This is a genomic window from Shewanella corallii (assembly GCF_023349125.1).
Lineage (GTDB): Bacteria > Pseudomonadota > Gammaproteobacteria > Enterobacterales > Shewanellaceae > Shewanella > Shewanella corallii.
Map to the genome: position 1 here is coordinate 1 of NZ_JAKIKT010000013.1, position 16,168 is coordinate 16,168.

The 16,168-nt window shown below is 50.0% G+C and carries 14 protein-coding genes and 1 rRNA gene; 4 read left to right on the plus strand and 11 right to left on the minus strand.

Going from position 1 to position 16,168, the window contains the following annotated elements; genetic code table 11:
• Positions 1–99 (minus strand): 16S ribosomal RNA (locus L2725_RS21215); the annotation flags it as partial.
• A gap of 485 nt (positions 100–584) precedes the next feature.
• Positions 585–2,012, minus strand: a complete 1,428-nt coding sequence (gene ccoG / locus L2725_RS21220; protein WP_249250819.1) for a cytochrome c oxidase accessory protein CcoG — start codon at positions 2,010–2,012, stop codon at positions 585–587.
• Between the two features lie 90 nt (positions 2,013–2,102).
• Between ccoG and L2725_RS21225 the strand changes: the two genes are divergently transcribed.
• From L2725_RS21225 to L2725_RS21240, 4 genes are all read left to right on the plus strand, one after another.
• A complete protein-coding gene (locus L2725_RS21225; protein ID WP_249250820.1) occupies positions 2,103–2,465 on the plus strand; it encodes a hypothetical protein in 363 nt (120 codons plus the stop codon).
• A gap of 90 nt (positions 2,466–2,555) precedes the next feature.
• Entirely contained in the window at positions 2,556–3,470 is a 915-nt protein-coding gene (locus L2725_RS21230; RefSeq protein ID WP_249250821.1) for a 1,4-dihydroxy-2-naphthoyl-CoA synthase, read from the plus strand.
• A 162-nt stretch (positions 3,471–3,632) separates the two neighbouring features.
• Positions 3,633–3,830, plus strand: coding sequence for a DUF2061 domain-containing protein (locus L2725_RS21235; RefSeq protein ID WP_249250822.1), 198 nt, complete (start codon positions 3,633–3,635; stop codon positions 3,828–3,830).
• A 125-nt stretch (positions 3,831–3,955) separates the two neighbouring features.
• Positions 3,956–4,477 (plus strand): protein tyrosine phosphatase family protein, encoded by a 522-nt coding sequence (locus tag L2725_RS21240; RefSeq protein ID WP_249250823.1) that lies wholly within the window; start codon positions 3,956–3,958, stop codon positions 4,475–4,477.
• Between the two features lie 91 nt (positions 4,478–4,568).
• On the opposite strand, the gene glmS is transcribed toward L2725_RS21240, so the two are convergent.
• The 9 genes from glmS to atpH form a co-directional block, all read right to left on the minus strand.
• Positions 4,569–6,398 carry a glutamine--fructose-6-phosphate transaminase (isomerizing) gene (gene glmS, locus L2725_RS21245; protein WP_249250824.1) on the minus strand — a complete coding sequence of 610 codons (1,830 nt, stop codon included), beginning with the start codon at positions 6,396–6,398 and terminating at the stop codon, positions 4,569–4,571.
• Positions 6,399–6,477: 79 nt separating this feature from the next.
• On the minus strand, positions 6,478–7,248 hold the full coding sequence (locus L2725_RS21250) for a DeoR/GlpR family DNA-binding transcription regulator (protein WP_249250826.1): 771 nt from the start codon (positions 7,246–7,248) through the stop codon (positions 6,478–6,480).
• A gap of 189 nt (positions 7,249–7,437) precedes the next feature.
• Entirely contained in the window at positions 7,438–9,552 is a 2,115-nt protein-coding gene (locus tag L2725_RS21255) for a TonB-dependent receptor (RefSeq protein WP_249250827.1), read from the minus strand.
• A gap of 208 nt (positions 9,553–9,760) precedes the next feature.
• On the minus strand, positions 9,761–11,131 hold the full coding sequence (gene glmU / locus L2725_RS21260; RefSeq protein WP_249250829.1) for a bifunctional UDP-N-acetylglucosamine diphosphorylase/glucosamine-1-phosphate N-acetyltransferase GlmU: 1,371 nt from the start codon (positions 11,129–11,131) through the stop codon (positions 9,761–9,763).
• Positions 11,132–11,264: 133 nt separating this feature from the next.
• Positions 11,265–11,693 carry a F0F1 ATP synthase subunit epsilon gene (locus L2725_RS21265; RefSeq protein WP_115138903.1) on the minus strand — a complete coding sequence of 143 codons (429 nt, stop codon included), beginning with the start codon at positions 11,691–11,693 and terminating at the stop codon, positions 11,265–11,267.
• Between the two features lie 34 nt (positions 11,694–11,727).
• Entirely contained in the window at positions 11,728–13,116 is a 1,389-nt protein-coding gene (atpD, locus tag L2725_RS21270) for a F0F1 ATP synthase subunit beta (protein ID WP_115138904.1), read from the minus strand.
• A gap of 35 nt (positions 13,117–13,151) precedes the next feature.
• The gene (gene atpG / locus L2725_RS21275) at positions 13,152–14,012 is read right to left on the minus strand and encodes a F0F1 ATP synthase subunit gamma (protein WP_115138905.1); all 861 of its coding nucleotides are present in this window, start codon (positions 14,010–14,012) and stop codon (positions 13,152–13,154) included.
• A 52-nt stretch (positions 14,013–14,064) separates the two neighbouring features.
• Positions 14,065–15,606 (minus strand): F0F1 ATP synthase subunit alpha, encoded by a 1,542-nt coding sequence (atpA, locus tag L2725_RS21280; RefSeq protein ID WP_115138906.1) that lies wholly within the window; start codon positions 15,604–15,606, stop codon positions 14,065–14,067.
• Between the two features lie 14 nt (positions 15,607–15,620).
• The gene (gene atpH / locus L2725_RS21285) at positions 15,621–16,154 is read right to left on the minus strand and encodes a F0F1 ATP synthase subunit delta (protein ID WP_115138907.1); all 534 of its coding nucleotides are present in this window, start codon (positions 16,152–16,154) and stop codon (positions 15,621–15,623) included.
• Between the last annotated feature and the right edge of the window lie 14 nt (positions 16,155–16,168).

The following is a 16,168-nucleotide window of genomic DNA, read 5'->3' on the forward strand; positions in this document are numbered from 1 at the left end:
GTCAGCAAAGTAGCAAGCTACTTTCTGTTACCGCTCGACTTGCATGTGTTAGGCCTGCCGCCAGCGTTCAATCTGAGCCATGATCAAACTCTTCAATTAAAGTTTTGGTTGACTCTCTCCTCAATAAAGAGGGAAGAATCAGCTCAATGAATTCTGTCTTTGCATGCTGCGCGAACTTCGTTCATTGATGTCTCCAGTGAAGGAGAATAAGTCTTTGTCGACCTCATCAACTACTGTGAATGTCCACACAGATTTGCTTGTCTGTCTATTTGTTAAAGAGCGATTCAGAACTTGTTTCGTTCTGAAGAGGCTGCGTATTTTACGCTTCAAACCTCTTTCGTCAAGCGCTTTTTCGAAGATTTTTTTCAAATTCTTCAGAACTTGTCGAACTGACCGGTTAACCGTCTCCAGAGAGCGCTGTGTGCCGTGTCAGTGAGGGCGCATTATAGGGAGCAGAATTATTTGCGCAAGGGGTTAAATAAAGAAAAGTGTATAAAATCGAGCGTTCGACGAAAAATTAAACCAAACGATGAAAAAAGGGGCATTTAGCCCCCTTTTTATTAGCATTGATGCACCTTAAATAACTATCGGCTGAAGAATCGAGTTTCCTGTGAAACTTCAATTGGCTCTTCACCTGAGTCAGATTTCACCAATATCTGGATATCAGTAATGGGACGATCAAGATAATAAGGGTCCACTGCAATACTGATTGGCAAGGTGTATACCTCTCCACCTTTAACGGTCACTGATTCCGGACCTATCCATTTGTGATCTTTCAAACCAGTGGCTGACAGCTGATACTCATGAGCCTGTTCTGTCTTGTTCAGGATCTTCAGAGTAAAGGTGTTCTCAATAAAGCCATCCAGATTTTCCCGGTACAACTGGTTACGGTCGCGAATAACATCGATACGTAACGGTGATACCGCAGATACGGCATATATCAATCCCAGAATCATGGCCACCAGCACTACGCCATAACCCACCAGCTTTGGACGCATTACCTTTTCCTGCTTTCCATCCAGCTTGTTCTCTGTGGTGTAACGGATAAGCCCCTTGTCATAACCCATACGATCCATGGTCTGGTCACAGGCGTCGATACAGGCACCACAGTTGATGCACTCATACTGCAAGCCATTACGGATATCGATACCTGTCGGGCAGACCTGCACGCACAGGTCGCAATCGATACAGTCACCCAGTCCCATGGCTTTGGGGTCAGCTTTACGGGAACGTGGGCCACGGGTTTCACCACGCTTGGCGTCATAACCCACTATATAGGTGTTGCGGTCGAACATGGCGGACTGGAATCTGGCATAGGGGCACATGTGCACGCACATAATTTCCCGCATCCAGCCGGCATTGCCGTATGTCGCTAAAGTAAAGAAGAATACCCAGAAGTACACGCCACCACCGGCATTCAGGGTAAAGAAGTCGGTATAGAGCTCTGTCGTGGGAACAAAGTAGGACACAAAGGTCATGGAGGTAACCCAAGCAATCAACAACCAAACCAGATGTTTGGCTGTTTTACGCCAAGTTTTATTGAAGTCCCATGGCATCTGGTCCAGCTTGATGCGCTTATTACGGGCCCCCTCCAACTTTTCCTCAACCCAGATAAAGATAAAGGTCCATACCGTTTGAGGACAGGTATAGCCACACCAAACCCGGCCTAAGTAGGTGGTCACAAAGAACAGGGCAAAAGCGGCAATCATAAATACCGCCGCCAGCAGGGTCAGATCCTGGGGCCAGATAGTCAGACCAAATATATGAAACTTCTGTTCACCCAGATTAAACCAGACCGCTTGTCTGTCGGCCCAAGGCAGCCAGGGCAACACCAGGAAAAACAGCATGGCGACCCAGCCCATACGACGACGAAGAGTGGTCCAGTGGCCTTCTACCGCCCTGACATAAATACTATTGCTGGGGTTGAATTTGTCTGCTTTCCCTGCGTCAGGTTGGTGGATCTTGATACGTTGAGAAGGAGACGGTGTTTTTTTATCTGGCTCTGCGCTCATGAATGACAGCCTTTACCACTTTAATATTGTTCGAAAACTGTCTTATTATAGCTCCCAATGTAAATAGAGTTCACCTGATTGGATCAAAATATGAAGGGATGGCTAATATTAGGATTGCTTATTGGCGCTGTTTATTATTTGTATAACAACACAGACGTTTTCGATGAGCAGAAAGCTGAAGCGCAGACTCAGTACAGTCAGTTTCAAAATAAAGTTAAGTCCATGACAGGGACTCAGGTAATCAAAAACAATGATTGGGCCGCCGGCATACGCAATCAATTCAGAGACAGAATGAGTAAGTCTGAGTTTGAGGAGCTGGAGTTGATAATCAGTGGCCGCGAAACGGTTTCTGACTTTAAAGATAACTTCTGTGAAGACTCGATACCCACCCATCCGGTATTCAACAGGGAAAATACCCGGCTGCTTTGCGATACATTGCCTGACGAAGCCTGAGTTGATCAAAGCTTTTAACTGCGGCAATTGACCCTGCCATTAAATGAGCCTAGCCTTTGACGATTATCACAGTGCAAGGTTAGGCAAACTATGACTGAGCAATCTTCCCGCCAGGTTTCAGATATTTTTGACCCCTCCCTTTGGGAGCAGGTTCCAGGCTTCAATTTCGAAGACATCACCTACCACAGAGCTAAAGATCAGGGCACAGTTCGTATCGCTATCGACCGCCCTGACTGCTTGAATGCGTTCAGACCCAAGACGGTCGACGAGCTGTATATCGCGCTGGACCACGCCCGCCAATGGTCAGATGTTGGTTGCGTGCTGCTGACGGGTAACGGTCCATCAGCCAAAGGTCAGTGGTCTTTCTCCTCAGGCGGTGATCAGCGTATCCGCGGTAAAGACGGCTATAAGTACGAAGGCGCAGAAGCCGGTACTGCCGATATCGCCCGTATGGGTCGTCTGCATATCCTGGAAGTTCAGCGACTGATCCGCTTTATGCCAAAAGTGGTTATCGCCGTGGTTCCCGGTTGGGCAGTAGGTGGTGGGCACAGCCTGCACGTAGTGTGCGACCTGACACTGGCATCCAAAGAACATGCAGTGTTTAAGCAAACCGACCCGGATGTCGCCAGCTTTGACTCGGGCTACGGCAGTGCTTATCTGGCCAAGATGATAGGTCAAAAACGCGCTCGCGAAATCTTCTTCTGTGGTTTTAACTACAGTGCCGATGAAGCTTTCGATATGGGTATGGTTAACAAGTCAGTACCACACGCAGAGCTAGAGACCGAGGCGCTGCGCTGGGCCAAAGAGATTAACTCCAAGTCGCCAACGGCCATGCGCATGCTCAAGTACGGCTTTAATCTGCCGGACGACGGTCTGGTTGGACAGCAGCTGTTCGCCGGTGAAGCAACTCGTCTGGCCTATGGAACAGATGAAGCACAGGAAGGTCGTGATGCTTTCCTGGAGAAACGCGACCAGGACTTTACCAAGTTCCCCTGGCATTACTGATATCAGCGACGGATTGACCGCTAAGCCGCTTCAGTTGCATTACTGAGGCGGCTTTTTTATGCACTGCGACAAAATTCCCGATTATACCTATTGCAAAATCCTGTTGGCACGCTTAAGTGAGAATGATTATCATTTTTAAATAAACTTAACGAGGACGGCACTATGTTGAAGACTATTACTTTCGCGATTCTGCACTTTACCGTGGCATTCAGCGTCACCTATGCACTGACCGGCAGTATTGTTATCGGCAGTGCCATCGCGCTGATTGAGCCCGCTATTAATACAGTAGCTTTCTATTTCCACGAATTGGTGTGGAAGCGGGTAGAGCAACGTAAGAACGACCAGATGCTGACTGCCTAAGTCAGCATTCCACCCTTTGTTCATTTACCAACTGTGAGCCAGCGCCAAATCCCAGCCTTTGGGTTGAACTTACTTAAGTGCAGTTACATCTTATTGAATGACATTCACCAGATAAGAACCCTGCAATGAAAAAACTCACCTGCGCCATGCTGATGCTGTGCTCCCCTTTGGTATTGGCGGATATCACTCCCTCGCCACAACTGCAGCAGATAAGGGCGTTTAAAACCAACTCGCCGCAACTGGTCACCTCAGGCCAGCCTGCCGCCTCTCAATTTAATGAGTTAAGCCAAGCCGGCGTAGATGTCGTAATTAACCTGATGCCTGACAGCAGCAATACCGAATACCAAAATGAAGCCGAATTGGTCGAACAGGCCGGGATGCAATACGTCTATATTCCGGTAGATTGGAAAAACCCTACCCAGGCAGATCTGCAAGCCTTCTTCGAGGTGATGGGTGCCAACAAAGATAAAGACATTCTGCTGCACTGTTTGGCCAACTACCGCGCTTCGGCATTTGCCTATCTGTATCAGCTAAAACAGGGTAATGCAGTAGCTATGTCAGAAGTGATGACACCCTGGGGTGATGATCTGGCCAGGCATCCACAGTGGCAAAAACTGATTGAGGATTATCAGGCCACACTGAATTAATTCAGCGCCAGATATAAAAAACCGCCGTCACTATTAATGACGGCGGTTTTGTTTTAACTGTTTGTCAGCGACTTACTCTACGGTCACTGACTTATTCTACTGTCACAGATTTCGCCAGGTTACGTGGCTGATCCACGTCGGTACCCTTGATCAATGCCACATGGTAAGACAGCAGCTGCAGCGGAATGGTGTAGATCAGTGGTGCCATAAACTCATCACAGTGAGGAACCGGGATCACCTTCATAGTATCGTCTGACTCGAACTCCGCATCCTTATCAGCAAATACGTACATCAGGCCGCCACGGGCGCGTACTTCTTCCACGTTGGACTTCAGCTTCTCAAGCAGCTCGTTGTTTGGGGCCACCACAATAACTGGCATATCGGCGTCGATAAGTGCCAATGGGCCATGCTTCAACTCACCTGATGCATAGGCTTCTGCGTGGATATAGGAGATCTCTTTCAGCTTCAACGCACCTTCCATGGCAATCGGGTATTGATCGCCACGGCCAAGGAACAGGGCATGGTTCTTGTCGGCAAAGTCTTCCGCCAGGGCAGCAATAGCATCATCCAGTCCCAGCGCCTGCTCTACTTTGGCCGGCATAGATTGCAGCGACTGAGAAATGGCTTTCTGCATCTCGTCGCTCATGCTGTTGTAACGACCCAGCACAGCAGTCAGCATCAACAGACCCGCCAGCTGCACGGTAAACGCCTTGGTCGACGCCACGCCAATTTCAGCACCGGCTTTCATCATGTAAGCCATATCAGACTCACGCACCAGAGAGGAACCCGGAGCGTTACAGATAGTCAGGGTAGACTTGTAGCCCATCTCTTTGGCCAGACGCAGCGCCGCCAGGGTATCAGCGGTTTCACCAGACTGAGAAATGGTCACCAACAGGCTGTTGGGGAACATATGGGATTTGCGGTAGCGGAACTCTGAAGCAATTTCCACGTTACAGGATACGCCCGCCCACTCTTCCAGCCAGTAACGAGCAGCCATACCGGCGTGATAACTGGTACCACAGGCAATAATCTGCACATGCTTAATATCTTTCAGGAACTCAGCAGCATTGTCGCCAAAGGCCGTGTCCAGCACCTGTTGATTGGCGATGCGACCTTCCAGCGTACGAGCCAGCGCCATTGGCTGCTCGTAGATCTCTTTCAGCATGTAGTGGCGGTACTCGCCCTTGTCGCCGGCATCATGGGTGATCTCAGACTCTTTCTTTTCGCGGGTAACCGGATTGCCATCGATATCAAAGATGTTCACTTCACGACGGGTGACTTCGGCAACATCGCCCTCTTCCAGATAAGCGAAGGTACGGGTAACCGGCAGCAGTGCCAACTGATCAGATGCCACAAAGTGCTCACCCAGGCCATAACCTATCACCAGAGGACTGCCACTACGGGCAACTACCAGACGCTCTGGGTCGCGACGGTCGATAACAACTGTGCCATAGGCGCCTTCCAGCTGCTTCACGGTTGCCTGAACTGCCGCCAGCAGAGTATCGTGACTCTTCAGCTCGTGGTGAACCAAATGGCAGATCACTTCAGTATCTGTGTCCGAAGCGAACTCATAGCCCAGAGCCGTCAGTTGCTCACGCAGCTTGGCGTGGTTTTCAATAATACCATTGTGAACCACAGCGATATCACCACAGGAGATATGTGGGTGGGCGTTGCGTTCGCTTGGCTCACCATGGGTTGCCCAGCGGGTGTGAGCAATACCGGTTCCACCTGGCAGCGGCGATTCATCCAGTGCAGTCGCCAGTTCCTGTACCTTACCCAGTCTACGGGTACGCTTAAGCTCACCCTCATGAATAATCGCCACACCGGCTGAGTCGTAACCACGGTATTCCAGACGCTTCAGACCTTCCAGCAGGATCTCAGCCACATCACGTTGTGCTACCGCACCAACAATTCCACACATAGTCCATTTCCTGTTTCAATATTTAATCTGTTTGATGGTCTTGCCATCGGGATCAGGCGTTCACCCAATCCATTAATTGTTAATCCACATAGGGCGCGATAATCACTTCTACGCCCTGGGCTCTGATGGTCTCTGCCGCCTGAGCCGGGATTTTGTCATCGGTCACCAGCACATTGACCTTGCTCCAGGGCAACTCCAGATTGGGGATGATGCGCCCAAGCTTCTGGGACTCCAGCATTACGATCACCTCCCGGGAGACTTCAGCCATCACCTGGCTCAAACCTGTCAGTTCATTGAAGGTGGTGGTGCCACGTTCCAGATCCAGACCATCGGCCCCGATAAACAGCTGATCGAAGTTATAGGATCTCAGCACCTGCTCGGCGACCCGGCCCTGAAACGACTCTGAATGCGGGTCCCAGGTGCCACCTGTCATCAACAGGGTGGGCTCGTTCTCCAAATCCTGAATGGCATTGGCCAGGTTCAGCGAGTTGGTCATCACCAGCAAACCACGCTTGTCACTCAAATGTGGGATCAGGCCGATAGTGGTACTGCCGGAGTCGATAATAATGCGGTTATGGTCAGCAATAAGTTTGGCCGCCGCCGCTGCAATACTCTGTTTATTGGGAGACTGTTTACGATATCCGCCCTGACTAATGTCCTGGGGAACCGGAATCGCGCCACCGTGACGGCGGAACAAAAGGCCGTTTTTCTCCAGCGCGGTTAAATCCTTACGAATGGTTACCGCCGAGGTTTCGAGTTTGGCAACCAGTTCATCGACACTGACTTCACCCCGTTCATTCAACAGGTTAAGTATGGTGTGTCGTCGTTGTTGAGTATTGCGTTTGGTCATCTAACTTTCGACTAAGTTTCGTTTCGAAAGCAAATTATATAGAAATGAAACCAAATTGCCAGTGAGGATAAAACAGACAAGGGCAGCATAGTGACCTAATGCTCAGTAGCTGGAGGATTTCAGACAATAAAAAAGCAGCCCGCAGGCTGCTTTTGATACGCAGATTTGAATTTAGTTTTGCAAGCCAGATTAGAACTTGGCTTCAAATGCCAGGCTAACGTTACGTCCCTGACCTATGGTGACTTCTTTATAGCTGCCGCCATCAACATAATCGGTGTCGAACAGGTTCTTCACGTTCAGACGCAGGTTCATTTCAGTACCCTGCATATCCCAGGTATAAGCGGCGCCCATATCAACACGAACAAAGGCATCTTTCACCACTGAGTTACCCAGGTTGGCATCAGCAGAAGCGTAACGTTCGCCCACATACTGAGCACCCAGGTTCAGAGCCAGTTGGTCGGTCACTTCGTAACGGGTCCAGATATTGGCAGACCACTTAGGCGCATCGATTGGCGTCAGACCTTCCAGTTCAGGGTCATTCTCATACTTGGCATCCAGGTACATCATGGAGCCTGTGATAAACACTGAGTCAGTCAGCTGACCCTGAGCACCCATTTCAAAACCTTTGTGGTTCTGTTCACCATCCTGAGTTGTGATCTTATCGACATCGCCAACCGGGTTGAGCAGGTCCTGAGTAACAACACGGTTTTCAACGGTAATGTCGAACACAGCTGCAGTCATCAGCAGGCCGCCGTCGAACAGTTCCCACTTGGTTCCAATCTCATACTGAGTGCCGTACTCAGGCTTCAGGTTTACGCCATTATTGGCATCTTCTACATCGTTAACCATTCCTTTAGGCATAAAGCTCTTGGAGTAGTTTACATAGATGCTGCCGTAATCAGTCGGTTCATAAATCACACCAAACTTGGGAGACAGGGCATAGGCGTTATTACCGGCGCCATCTTTCTTCTGCTCGTCATAGCGAACACCAGCCAGCGCTTTCCAGTTTTCAGTCAGGGTCATCAGATCCTGTACATAAAAACCATAGTGCTTGTATTCAGAGGCAGGCTTTGGGTCCACATTGTGATAGTTCACGTTAGGTGAAATAACCTGACCCGGCATCACAGTGACCTTGTCGCCGTACTCAGCCTGCTGCTGGTAGTAGTAGTCCAGCATGTTGGCACCAAACAGGAACTGGTGTTCAAAATCGCCTGTGCTGAAGTTACCGATAAAATCCATATAGGCGGTTTTGTACTGCCAATCATCATGACGATCGAATGGACGTACTGTGTAACCATCTTCAAATGGGTTTTCGTTGTAAGTTGGTGACGAACCAAAACGCTGACGTTCATACATCTGGTGGTTATAACCGGTTTTCATTTTCCAGTTATCATTTATGTGCCACTGCACATCAGCACCAATGTTCTGAACATTGATATCGATAAAGGCCCAGGGTAATTCCCAGATCTTGTCTTCTTCGCCAATCACCTGACCAATCTTGTCGCCAGTGCTGTACAACCAGGCACCTGAGTCCAGGCCGGCTTTATCGGCAGTGTTGTCATATTTAACAGACAGAGTCACATCGTCGGTCAGGTCGAAGTCCAGCGCCAGGAACGTCAGCAAACGATCACGCTCTTTATTCTCACCATTCTGGTACTCGGTCCAGTAAGTGGTGTCCTGCTTAACCAACATGGTGCGGTAGCGAACTGTACCCTCTTCGTTAACGGCACCACCCGCATCCATCTGGAAACGCAGTGAGCCATATTCGTCAGTATCGACACCAACGTTGAACAATGAGTCATATGTAGGCTTTTTGGTAACCATATTGATCAGACCACCCGGGCCAGACTGGCCATACAGCATGGAAGAAGGGCCTTTCAGTACTTCTACCTGCTCCAGGGTTTCAATTGGCTGCACATAGTGAGACCAGTGCTGATGTCCATTGACCAGGAAGCCATTACCAGAATCCAAAGCAAAACCGCGGATAGAGAACTGCTGACGGTTCCACTTTTCACTGCCAGCGGTAACAGAGGAGTCGTTGCTCAGTACTTCAGCCAGGTTACGGGCCAGCTGTTCATCGGTCACAAAGTCAGGAATAACGGTTACAGACTGAGGAGTATCCAACAGATCGATATCACCGCGCATAGCGCCGGATGCATTACTCACCTTGTAATCGTTGAAGGTGTAGCCCATCACACTGATGCGTTCGATATTGTCTGCACCGACTGCATCATCTGCCAGTGCGGCATTAGCTGCGATTGAAGAGATTACTGCAAGTCCGATACAGGATAACCTGAAAGCCATTTCCTACCTCTGAATGGTTCAATATGGAAGTTGCGAGCAATATAAATGAGAACGATTTACATTTAAACTAATTTTCATAATTTTAATTAGATTTGGTGATCTTGATCTTTTATATCCGTTAACTCAGATTAAAAATCTGCAGTTTGATTGTTTTTACCAGAAACAAAAAAGCGGCCATCTGGCCGCTTTTTCTATATAACCTGAGCAGTTATGATTTCTTTTCTTTCACTGGACGCTGCCAGTCTGTGAAGTGCTTCTGCTTCACCCGGGTGATCACCAACTCACCATCACCCACATCACGGGTAACAGTCGCTCCAGCGCCCACGGTTGCGCCTTTGCCGATAGTCACAGGTGCCACCAATTGGGTATCACTGCCAATAAAGGCCTCATCTTCAATCACGGTCAGGTGCTTATTGGCGCCGTCATAGTTACAGGTAATAGTACCGGCACCGATATTCACCCCTTTACCGATTTGCGCATCGCCCAGGTAGGCCAGATGACCCGCTTTGGAACCTTCACCCAGCACTGCCTTCTTCATTTCTACAAAGTTGCCTATATGGGCATCTTTATGCAGCTCTGCGCCCGGACGCAGACGGGCAAATGGGCCGGCACTGGCATCTTCTGCCAAAGTGGCGCTTTCCACTATGGTGTAAGGTTTAATTTCAGCGTTATCGGCAATACTGCAATCTTTCAGAATAGCGCCCGCACCAATGGTCACATTGTTACCCAGGACCACCTTGCCTTCGAAGATCACGTTAATGTCGATCATCACATCCATTCCCACGGTCACTTCACCACGGATATCGATACGGCTTGGGTCACGCAGATTGGCACCACTGAGCATCAAGTTTTCCGCTTCACGGGCCTGATAGGCACGCTCCAGTGCGGCCAGTTGCACGCGATTGTTGGCGCCTTCCACTTCAATGGCAGACTGCGGCTGAGCCGTAGTGATCTCGACACCTTCTTTATGCGCCATGGCGATAATGTCAGTCAGATAGTATTCGCCCTGAGCATTGTTATTGGACAGGTTGGCCAGCCAGGTTTTCAGCTGCTTGCCCGGCAGTGCCATAATACCGGTATTGATCTCTTTAATGGCCAGCTGTTCGGCGTTGGCATCTTTCTGCTCAACAATGCCAATCACCTTGCCTTCCCAGTTACGCTCAATACGACCATATCCGGTAGGGTTATCCAAATTCACTGTCAGAATAGTCAGGCCATTTTGTGGCTTGGCAGCCAGCAGCGCATCCAGAGTGGATTGCTGGATGAGCGGCACATCACCGTAAAGTACCAGTACGGTATCGTCATCGCTGATATTGTCATTGGCCTGAGCCACCGCATGGCCAGTGCCCAGTTGCTCTGCCTGTAGCACCCAGTTCAGGGGTTGCTCGCCCAGCGTCTGCTTTAAGGTGTCGCCACCATAGCCGTATACCAGATTAATCTGGGCGGCATCCATGGCGCGGGCGGTATCAATCACGTGCTGCACCATGCTCTTGTGGGCAATTTTGTGCAGAACCTTGGGTAGATCTGAGCGCATCCGGGTACCTTTCCCGGCGGCCAAAATGACGACATTCAATGACATAGCGAAATCCTTTAAACACAACTGGCGAAAGTGTAGCGGAAATTAGCTTTAAAAGCAGTGCATCCATCGATAGGTTGGAATAGCAGATACAAAAAAGGCGTCCCGAGGGACGCCTTTTACAGCAACATTCACCTTAGCGGCTGATGTTCTTCTTGATGGTCTCAACGACACGCAGCTGAGCCAAGGCCTGAGCCAGCTCAACAGCAGCTGTTGCATAGTCAAAGTCAGCACCTGCGTTAGCCATATCGGCCTCTGCACGACGCTTGGCTTCAACAGCCGCAGCTTCATCAATGTCTTCGGCACGCACGACCACGTCAGCCAATACAGCTACAGAAGAAGGTTGAACTTCCAGCATACCGCCGGACAGATAAAACAGTTCTTCTTTGCCATGTTGTTTGACGATACGCACCATGCCAGGTTTGATACGGGTCAGCAGCGGAGTGTGACCAGGCAAAATACCCAGTTCACCTTCAGCACCAGTTACCTGCAGGGTTTCCACCAAGCCGGAAAAGATACTTGCTTCTGCACTTACGATATCAAGATGTACTGTCATGGCTGCCATCCTGTTCTCCTTAAAGAATCAAGCTAAAGCCTGATTATTTCTTGTTAGCGCGCTCGATAACTTCATCGATAGAGCCAGCCATGTAGAACGCCTGCTCTGCGATGTGATCGAATTCGCCATCCAGGATGCCCTTGAAGCCACGAATAGTGTCTTTCAGAGAAACATACTTACCTGGAGAACCGGTAAAGACTTCTGCCACGAAGAACGGCTGAGACAGGAAACGCTCGATTTTACGCGCGCGAGACACAGTCATCTTGTCGTCGTCAGACAGTTCGTCCATACCCAGAATCGCAATGATATCTTTCAGCTCTTTGTAGCGCTGCAGTACAGTCTGAACACCGTTTGCCACGTCATAGTGCTCTTGGCCAACAACCTGTGGATCCAGCTGACGAGAGGTGGAATCCAGTGGGTCAACCGCTGGGTAAATACCCAGAGAAGCGATTTGACGAGACAGTACCACGGTCGCATCCAAGTGAGCGAAGGTGGTCGCAGGGGATGGGTCAGTCAAGTCATCCGCTGGTACGTATACTGCCTGAACAGAGGTAATAGACCCTGTCTTGGTAGAAGTAATACGTTCCTGCAGAACACCCATCTCTTCAGCCAGAGTTGGCTGATAACCTACTGCAGAAGGCATACGACCCAGCAGTGCTGATACTTCGGTACCAGCCAGGGTGTAACGGTAGATGTTGTCCACGAACAACAGTACGTCTTTACCTTCGTCACGGAACTTCTCGGCCATAGTCAGACCGGTCAGAGCAACACGCAGACGGTTACCTGGAGGCTCGTTCATCTGACCATAAACCATGGCTACTTTATCCAGTACGCCAGAGTCCTGCATTTCGTAGTAGAAGTCGTTACCTTCACGGGTACGCTCACCTACACCGGCAAATACAGACAGACCAGAGTGGGCTTTTGCGATGTTGTTGATCAGTTCCATCATGTTAACTGTCTTACCAACACCAGCACCACCGAACAGACCTACTTTACCACCCTTGGCGAACGGACATACCAGGTCGATAACCTTGATGCCTGTTTCCAGCAGTTCAGTAGTATTGGACTGATCTTCATAGGAAGGAGCTTCACGGTGAATGATGTAACGCTCTTCTTCACCGATAGGGCCCGCTTCGTCTACTGGCTCACCCAATACGTTCATAATACGGCCCAGAGTTGCAGTGCCTACTGGCACCATAATTCCAGAACCTGTGTTTTCCACTTCGATACCACGACGCAGACCATCAGAAGAACCCATGGCAATGGTACGAACTACACCACCACCCAGCTGCTGCTGAACTTCCAGCACCAAGCCGTTACAGGAACCTTCACCTGTGATCTTCAGAGCGTCATATACCTGAGGTACGGCATCATGTGGAAACTCAACGTCCACAACCGCGCCAATTACTTGGACAACAGTACCTGTGCTCATGATTAATCCTCTAAAACTTGTATTCGTTACCTTGCTTATACCGCAGCGGCACCAGAAACAATTTCCGACAGTTCCTGCGTAATCGCAGCCTGACGAGCTTTGTTGTACACCAGTTGCAGGTTGTCAATCAGGTTACCGGCGTTGTCAGTTGCAGCCTTCATCGCCACCATACGGGCAGCCTGTTCAGACGCAATGTTTTCTACAACACCTTGATAAACCTGAGACTCTACATAACGCACCAACAGAGTATCCAAAAGTTCTTTTGGATCTGGCTCGTATACGTAGTCCCAACGGTGTTCCCGGTCGTACTCTTCGGATTTCGGCAAAGGTAGCAGTTGCTCGATCACGGGAGCCTGAGTCATGGTGTTTACAAACTTGTTGTACACCACGTACAGACGATCCAGCTTGCCTTCGTCGTAAGCCTGCAGCATGACGCGCACAGTACCGATGAGTTCTGCCAACGTAGGGGCATCACCCAGGCCGGAAGCCTGTGCTGCGACTTGTCCGCCATAGCTCTTGAAGAACTGAACACTTCGGGCACCAATGGCACAGAATTCAACTTCCGCACCTTGCTGCTTCCAGTTCTTCACGTCTGCGACAACCTTTTTGAACAGGTTGACGTTCAGACCACCACAAAGACCGCGGTCGGTGGCTACAACAATGTAGCCCACTCGCTTGGCTTCTCTTTCTTCCAAGTAAGGATGCTTGTACTCAAGAGAGCCCTGCGCCACGTGACCGATCACCTTACGCATAATTTCTGCATAGGGGCGGCTGCTGGACATGCGCTCATTCGCTTTGCGCATTTTACTGGCAGCTACCATTTCCATGGCAGAAGTGATCTTCTGAGTGTTCTGAACACTCGCGATCTTGGTTTTAATCTCTTTTGCGCCGGCCATCTCTACTCTCCAATCTGGACCTTGAGGTGCCTAAGTGGCACCTCGACGATTTTTACCAGGTTTGGGTTTCCATGAACTTATCGAGGCCAGCTTTCAGTTCACCTTCGATGTCGGCGTTATAGTCGCCAGTCTCGTTGATGGTCTTCATCAGCTCAGCGTGCTCGCTGTTCATGAAAGAGAGCAGGGATGCTTCGAAGCTACCGATCTTCTTCAGCTCAATGCCCTTCAGGTAGCCTTTTTCAGCAGCGAAGATAACAACGCCCTGGTCAGCTACGCTCATAGGAGCATATTGCTTCTGCTTCATCAGTTCGGTAACACGCTCACCGTGCTCCAGCTGGGCACGAGTTGCATCGTCAAGATCAGATGCAAACTGTGAGAACGCAGCAAGCTCTCGATACTGTGCCAGTGCGGTACGGATACCACCGGACAGTTTCTTGATAATCTTGGTCTGGGCTGCACCACCTACACGGGATACCGAGATACCTGGGTTAACCGCTGGACGCAGGCCAGAGTTAAACAGGTCGGTTTCCAGGAAGATCTGACCGTCAGTAATAGAAATTACGTTGGTTGGTACGAACGCAGATACGTCACCCGCCTGGGTTTCAATGATAGGCAGAGCGGTCAAAGAACCAGTCTTACCTTTCACTTCGCCGTTGGTGAACTTCTCTACATACTCCTCGTTTACACGAGAAGCGCGCTCCAGCAGACGGGAGTGCAGATAGAAAACGTCACCTGGGTATGCTTCACGACCTGGTGGACGACGCAGCAACAGAGAGATCTGACGGTATGCAACAGCCTGCTTAGACAGGTCATCGTATACGATCAGGGCATCTTCACCGCGGTCACGGAAGTATTCACCCATGGCACAACCAGAGTATGGTGCCAGGTACTGCAGGGCAGCTGCTTCAGAAGCAGAGGCTACAACCACGATGGTGTTAGCCAGAGCGCCGTGCTCTTCCAGTTTGCGAACCACGTTAGCGATAGTAGAAGCTTTCTGACCAACAGCTACATACACACACTTAATGCCGGAATCTTTCTGGTTAATGATCGCGTCGATCGCCATTGCTGTTTTACCAGTCTGACGGTCACCAATGATCAATTCACGCTGACCACGACCGATTGGGATCATGGAGTCAACGGCTTTATAACCAGTTTGTACTGGCTGGGATACCGATTTACGGTCAATAACGCCTGGAGCGATCATCTCAACAGGAGAGAACCCATCGTTTTCGATAGGACCTTTACCGTCGATTGCTTCACCCAGTGTGTTAACCACACGGCCCAACAGACCACGGCCTACTGGAACTTCCAGAATACGACCAGTGGTTTTAACTTTGGCGCCTTCAGCCAGATCGGCATAAGGGCCCATAACTACGGCACCGACGCTATCACGTTCAAGGTTCAACGCGATGGCATAACGGTTGCCAGGCAGTTCGATCATTTCACCCTGCATTACATCGGCCAGGCCGTGTACGCGGATGATGCCGTCGCTAACTGCAACGATAGTACCTTCGTTGCGTGCTTCGCTGACAACTTCGAACTGCTCGATCCGCTGCTTAATCAGATCGCTGATTTCAGTGGAATTCAGTTGCATGCTCAAACTCCCAATTACGACTGCAGCTTATCAGACAGGCGGTTTAGTTTTCCGCGGACCGAGCCATCAATGACCAGGTCTCCTGCCGTGATAATCACACCGGCGATCAGGCCGGCATCTATGCTGCAGTTCAGCTTAACTTTGCGTGCGAGACGTTTCTCAAGGGAAACACTAATCTGCTGCTGTTGCTCTGCGGTGAGCTCAGTGGCTGAAACCACATTGGCTTCAATCTCTTTTGCCCACTCGTTGCGGAAATCCGCATAGAGTTTTGCAACAGCGGGTAGTACACCCAAACGTCCGTTTTCAGCCATCACCTTCAGCAGGTTTTGACCGTGCGTATCGACTTGCTCACCACAAACACTGATAAACAGTGAAGCGAGCTGGTTGCTGGCCATAGAGCCAGTCAACAGTGGTTGCATGGATTCGTTTTCACTCACCAATGCAGCGAAGCCAAGCATTTCTGCCCACTTCTCCACCGCCTGTTGTTCGACAGCAAAGTCAAAAGCGGCCTTAGCGTAAGGGCGAGCAATGGTGGTTAACTCAGCCATAACTCCACTCCCTT

Excerpts from the sequence above, each read along its gene's own strand:
- ccoG (WP_249250819.1), bottom strand. The coding sequence starts at position 2,012 with ATGAGCGCAGAGCCAGATAAAAAAACACCGTCTCCTTCTCAACGTATC.
- L2725_RS21225 (WP_249250820.1), top strand. The coding sequence starts at position 2,103 with ATGAAGGGATGGCTAATATTAGGATTGCTTATTGGCGCTGTTTATTAT.
- L2725_RS21230 (WP_249250821.1), top strand. The coding sequence starts at position 2,556 with ATGACTGAGCAATCTTCCCGCCAGGTTTCAGATATTTTTGACCCCTCC.
- L2725_RS21235 (WP_249250822.1), top strand. The coding sequence starts at position 3,633 with ATGTTGAAGACTATTACTTTCGCGATTCTGCACTTTACCGTGGCATTC.
- L2725_RS21240 (WP_249250823.1), top strand. The coding sequence starts at position 3,956 with ATGAAAAAACTCACCTGCGCCATGCTGATGCTGTGCTCCCCTTTGGTA.
- glmS (WP_249250824.1), bottom strand. The coding sequence starts at position 6,398 with ATGTGTGGAATTGTTGGTGCGGTAGCACAACGTGATGTGGCTGAGATC.
- L2725_RS21250 (WP_249250826.1), bottom strand. The coding sequence starts at position 7,248 with ATGACCAAACGCAATACTCAACAACGACGACACACCATACTTAACCTG.
- L2725_RS21255 (WP_249250827.1), bottom strand. The coding sequence starts at position 9,552 with ATGGCTTTCAGGTTATCCTGTATCGGACTTGCAGTAATCTCTTCAATC.
- glmU (WP_249250829.1), bottom strand. The coding sequence starts at position 11,131 with ATGTCATTGAATGTCGTCATTTTGGCCGCCGGGAAAGGTACCCGGATG.
- L2725_RS21265 (WP_115138903.1), bottom strand. The coding sequence starts at position 11,693 with ATGGCAGCCATGACAGTACATCTTGATATCGTAAGTGCAGAAGCAAGT.
- atpD (WP_115138904.1), bottom strand. The coding sequence starts at position 13,116 with ATGAGCACAGGTACTGTTGTCCAAGTAATTGGCGCGGTTGTGGACGTT.
- atpG (WP_115138905.1), bottom strand. The coding sequence starts at position 14,012 with ATGGCCGGCGCAAAAGAGATTAAAACCAAGATCGCGAGTGTTCAGAAC.
- atpA (WP_115138906.1), bottom strand. The coding sequence starts at position 15,606 with ATGCAACTGAATTCCACTGAAATCAGCGATCTGATTAAGCAGCGGATC.
- atpH (WP_115138907.1), bottom strand. The coding sequence starts at position 16,154 with ATGGCTGAGTTAACCACCATTGCTCGCCCTTACGCTAAGGCCGCTTTT.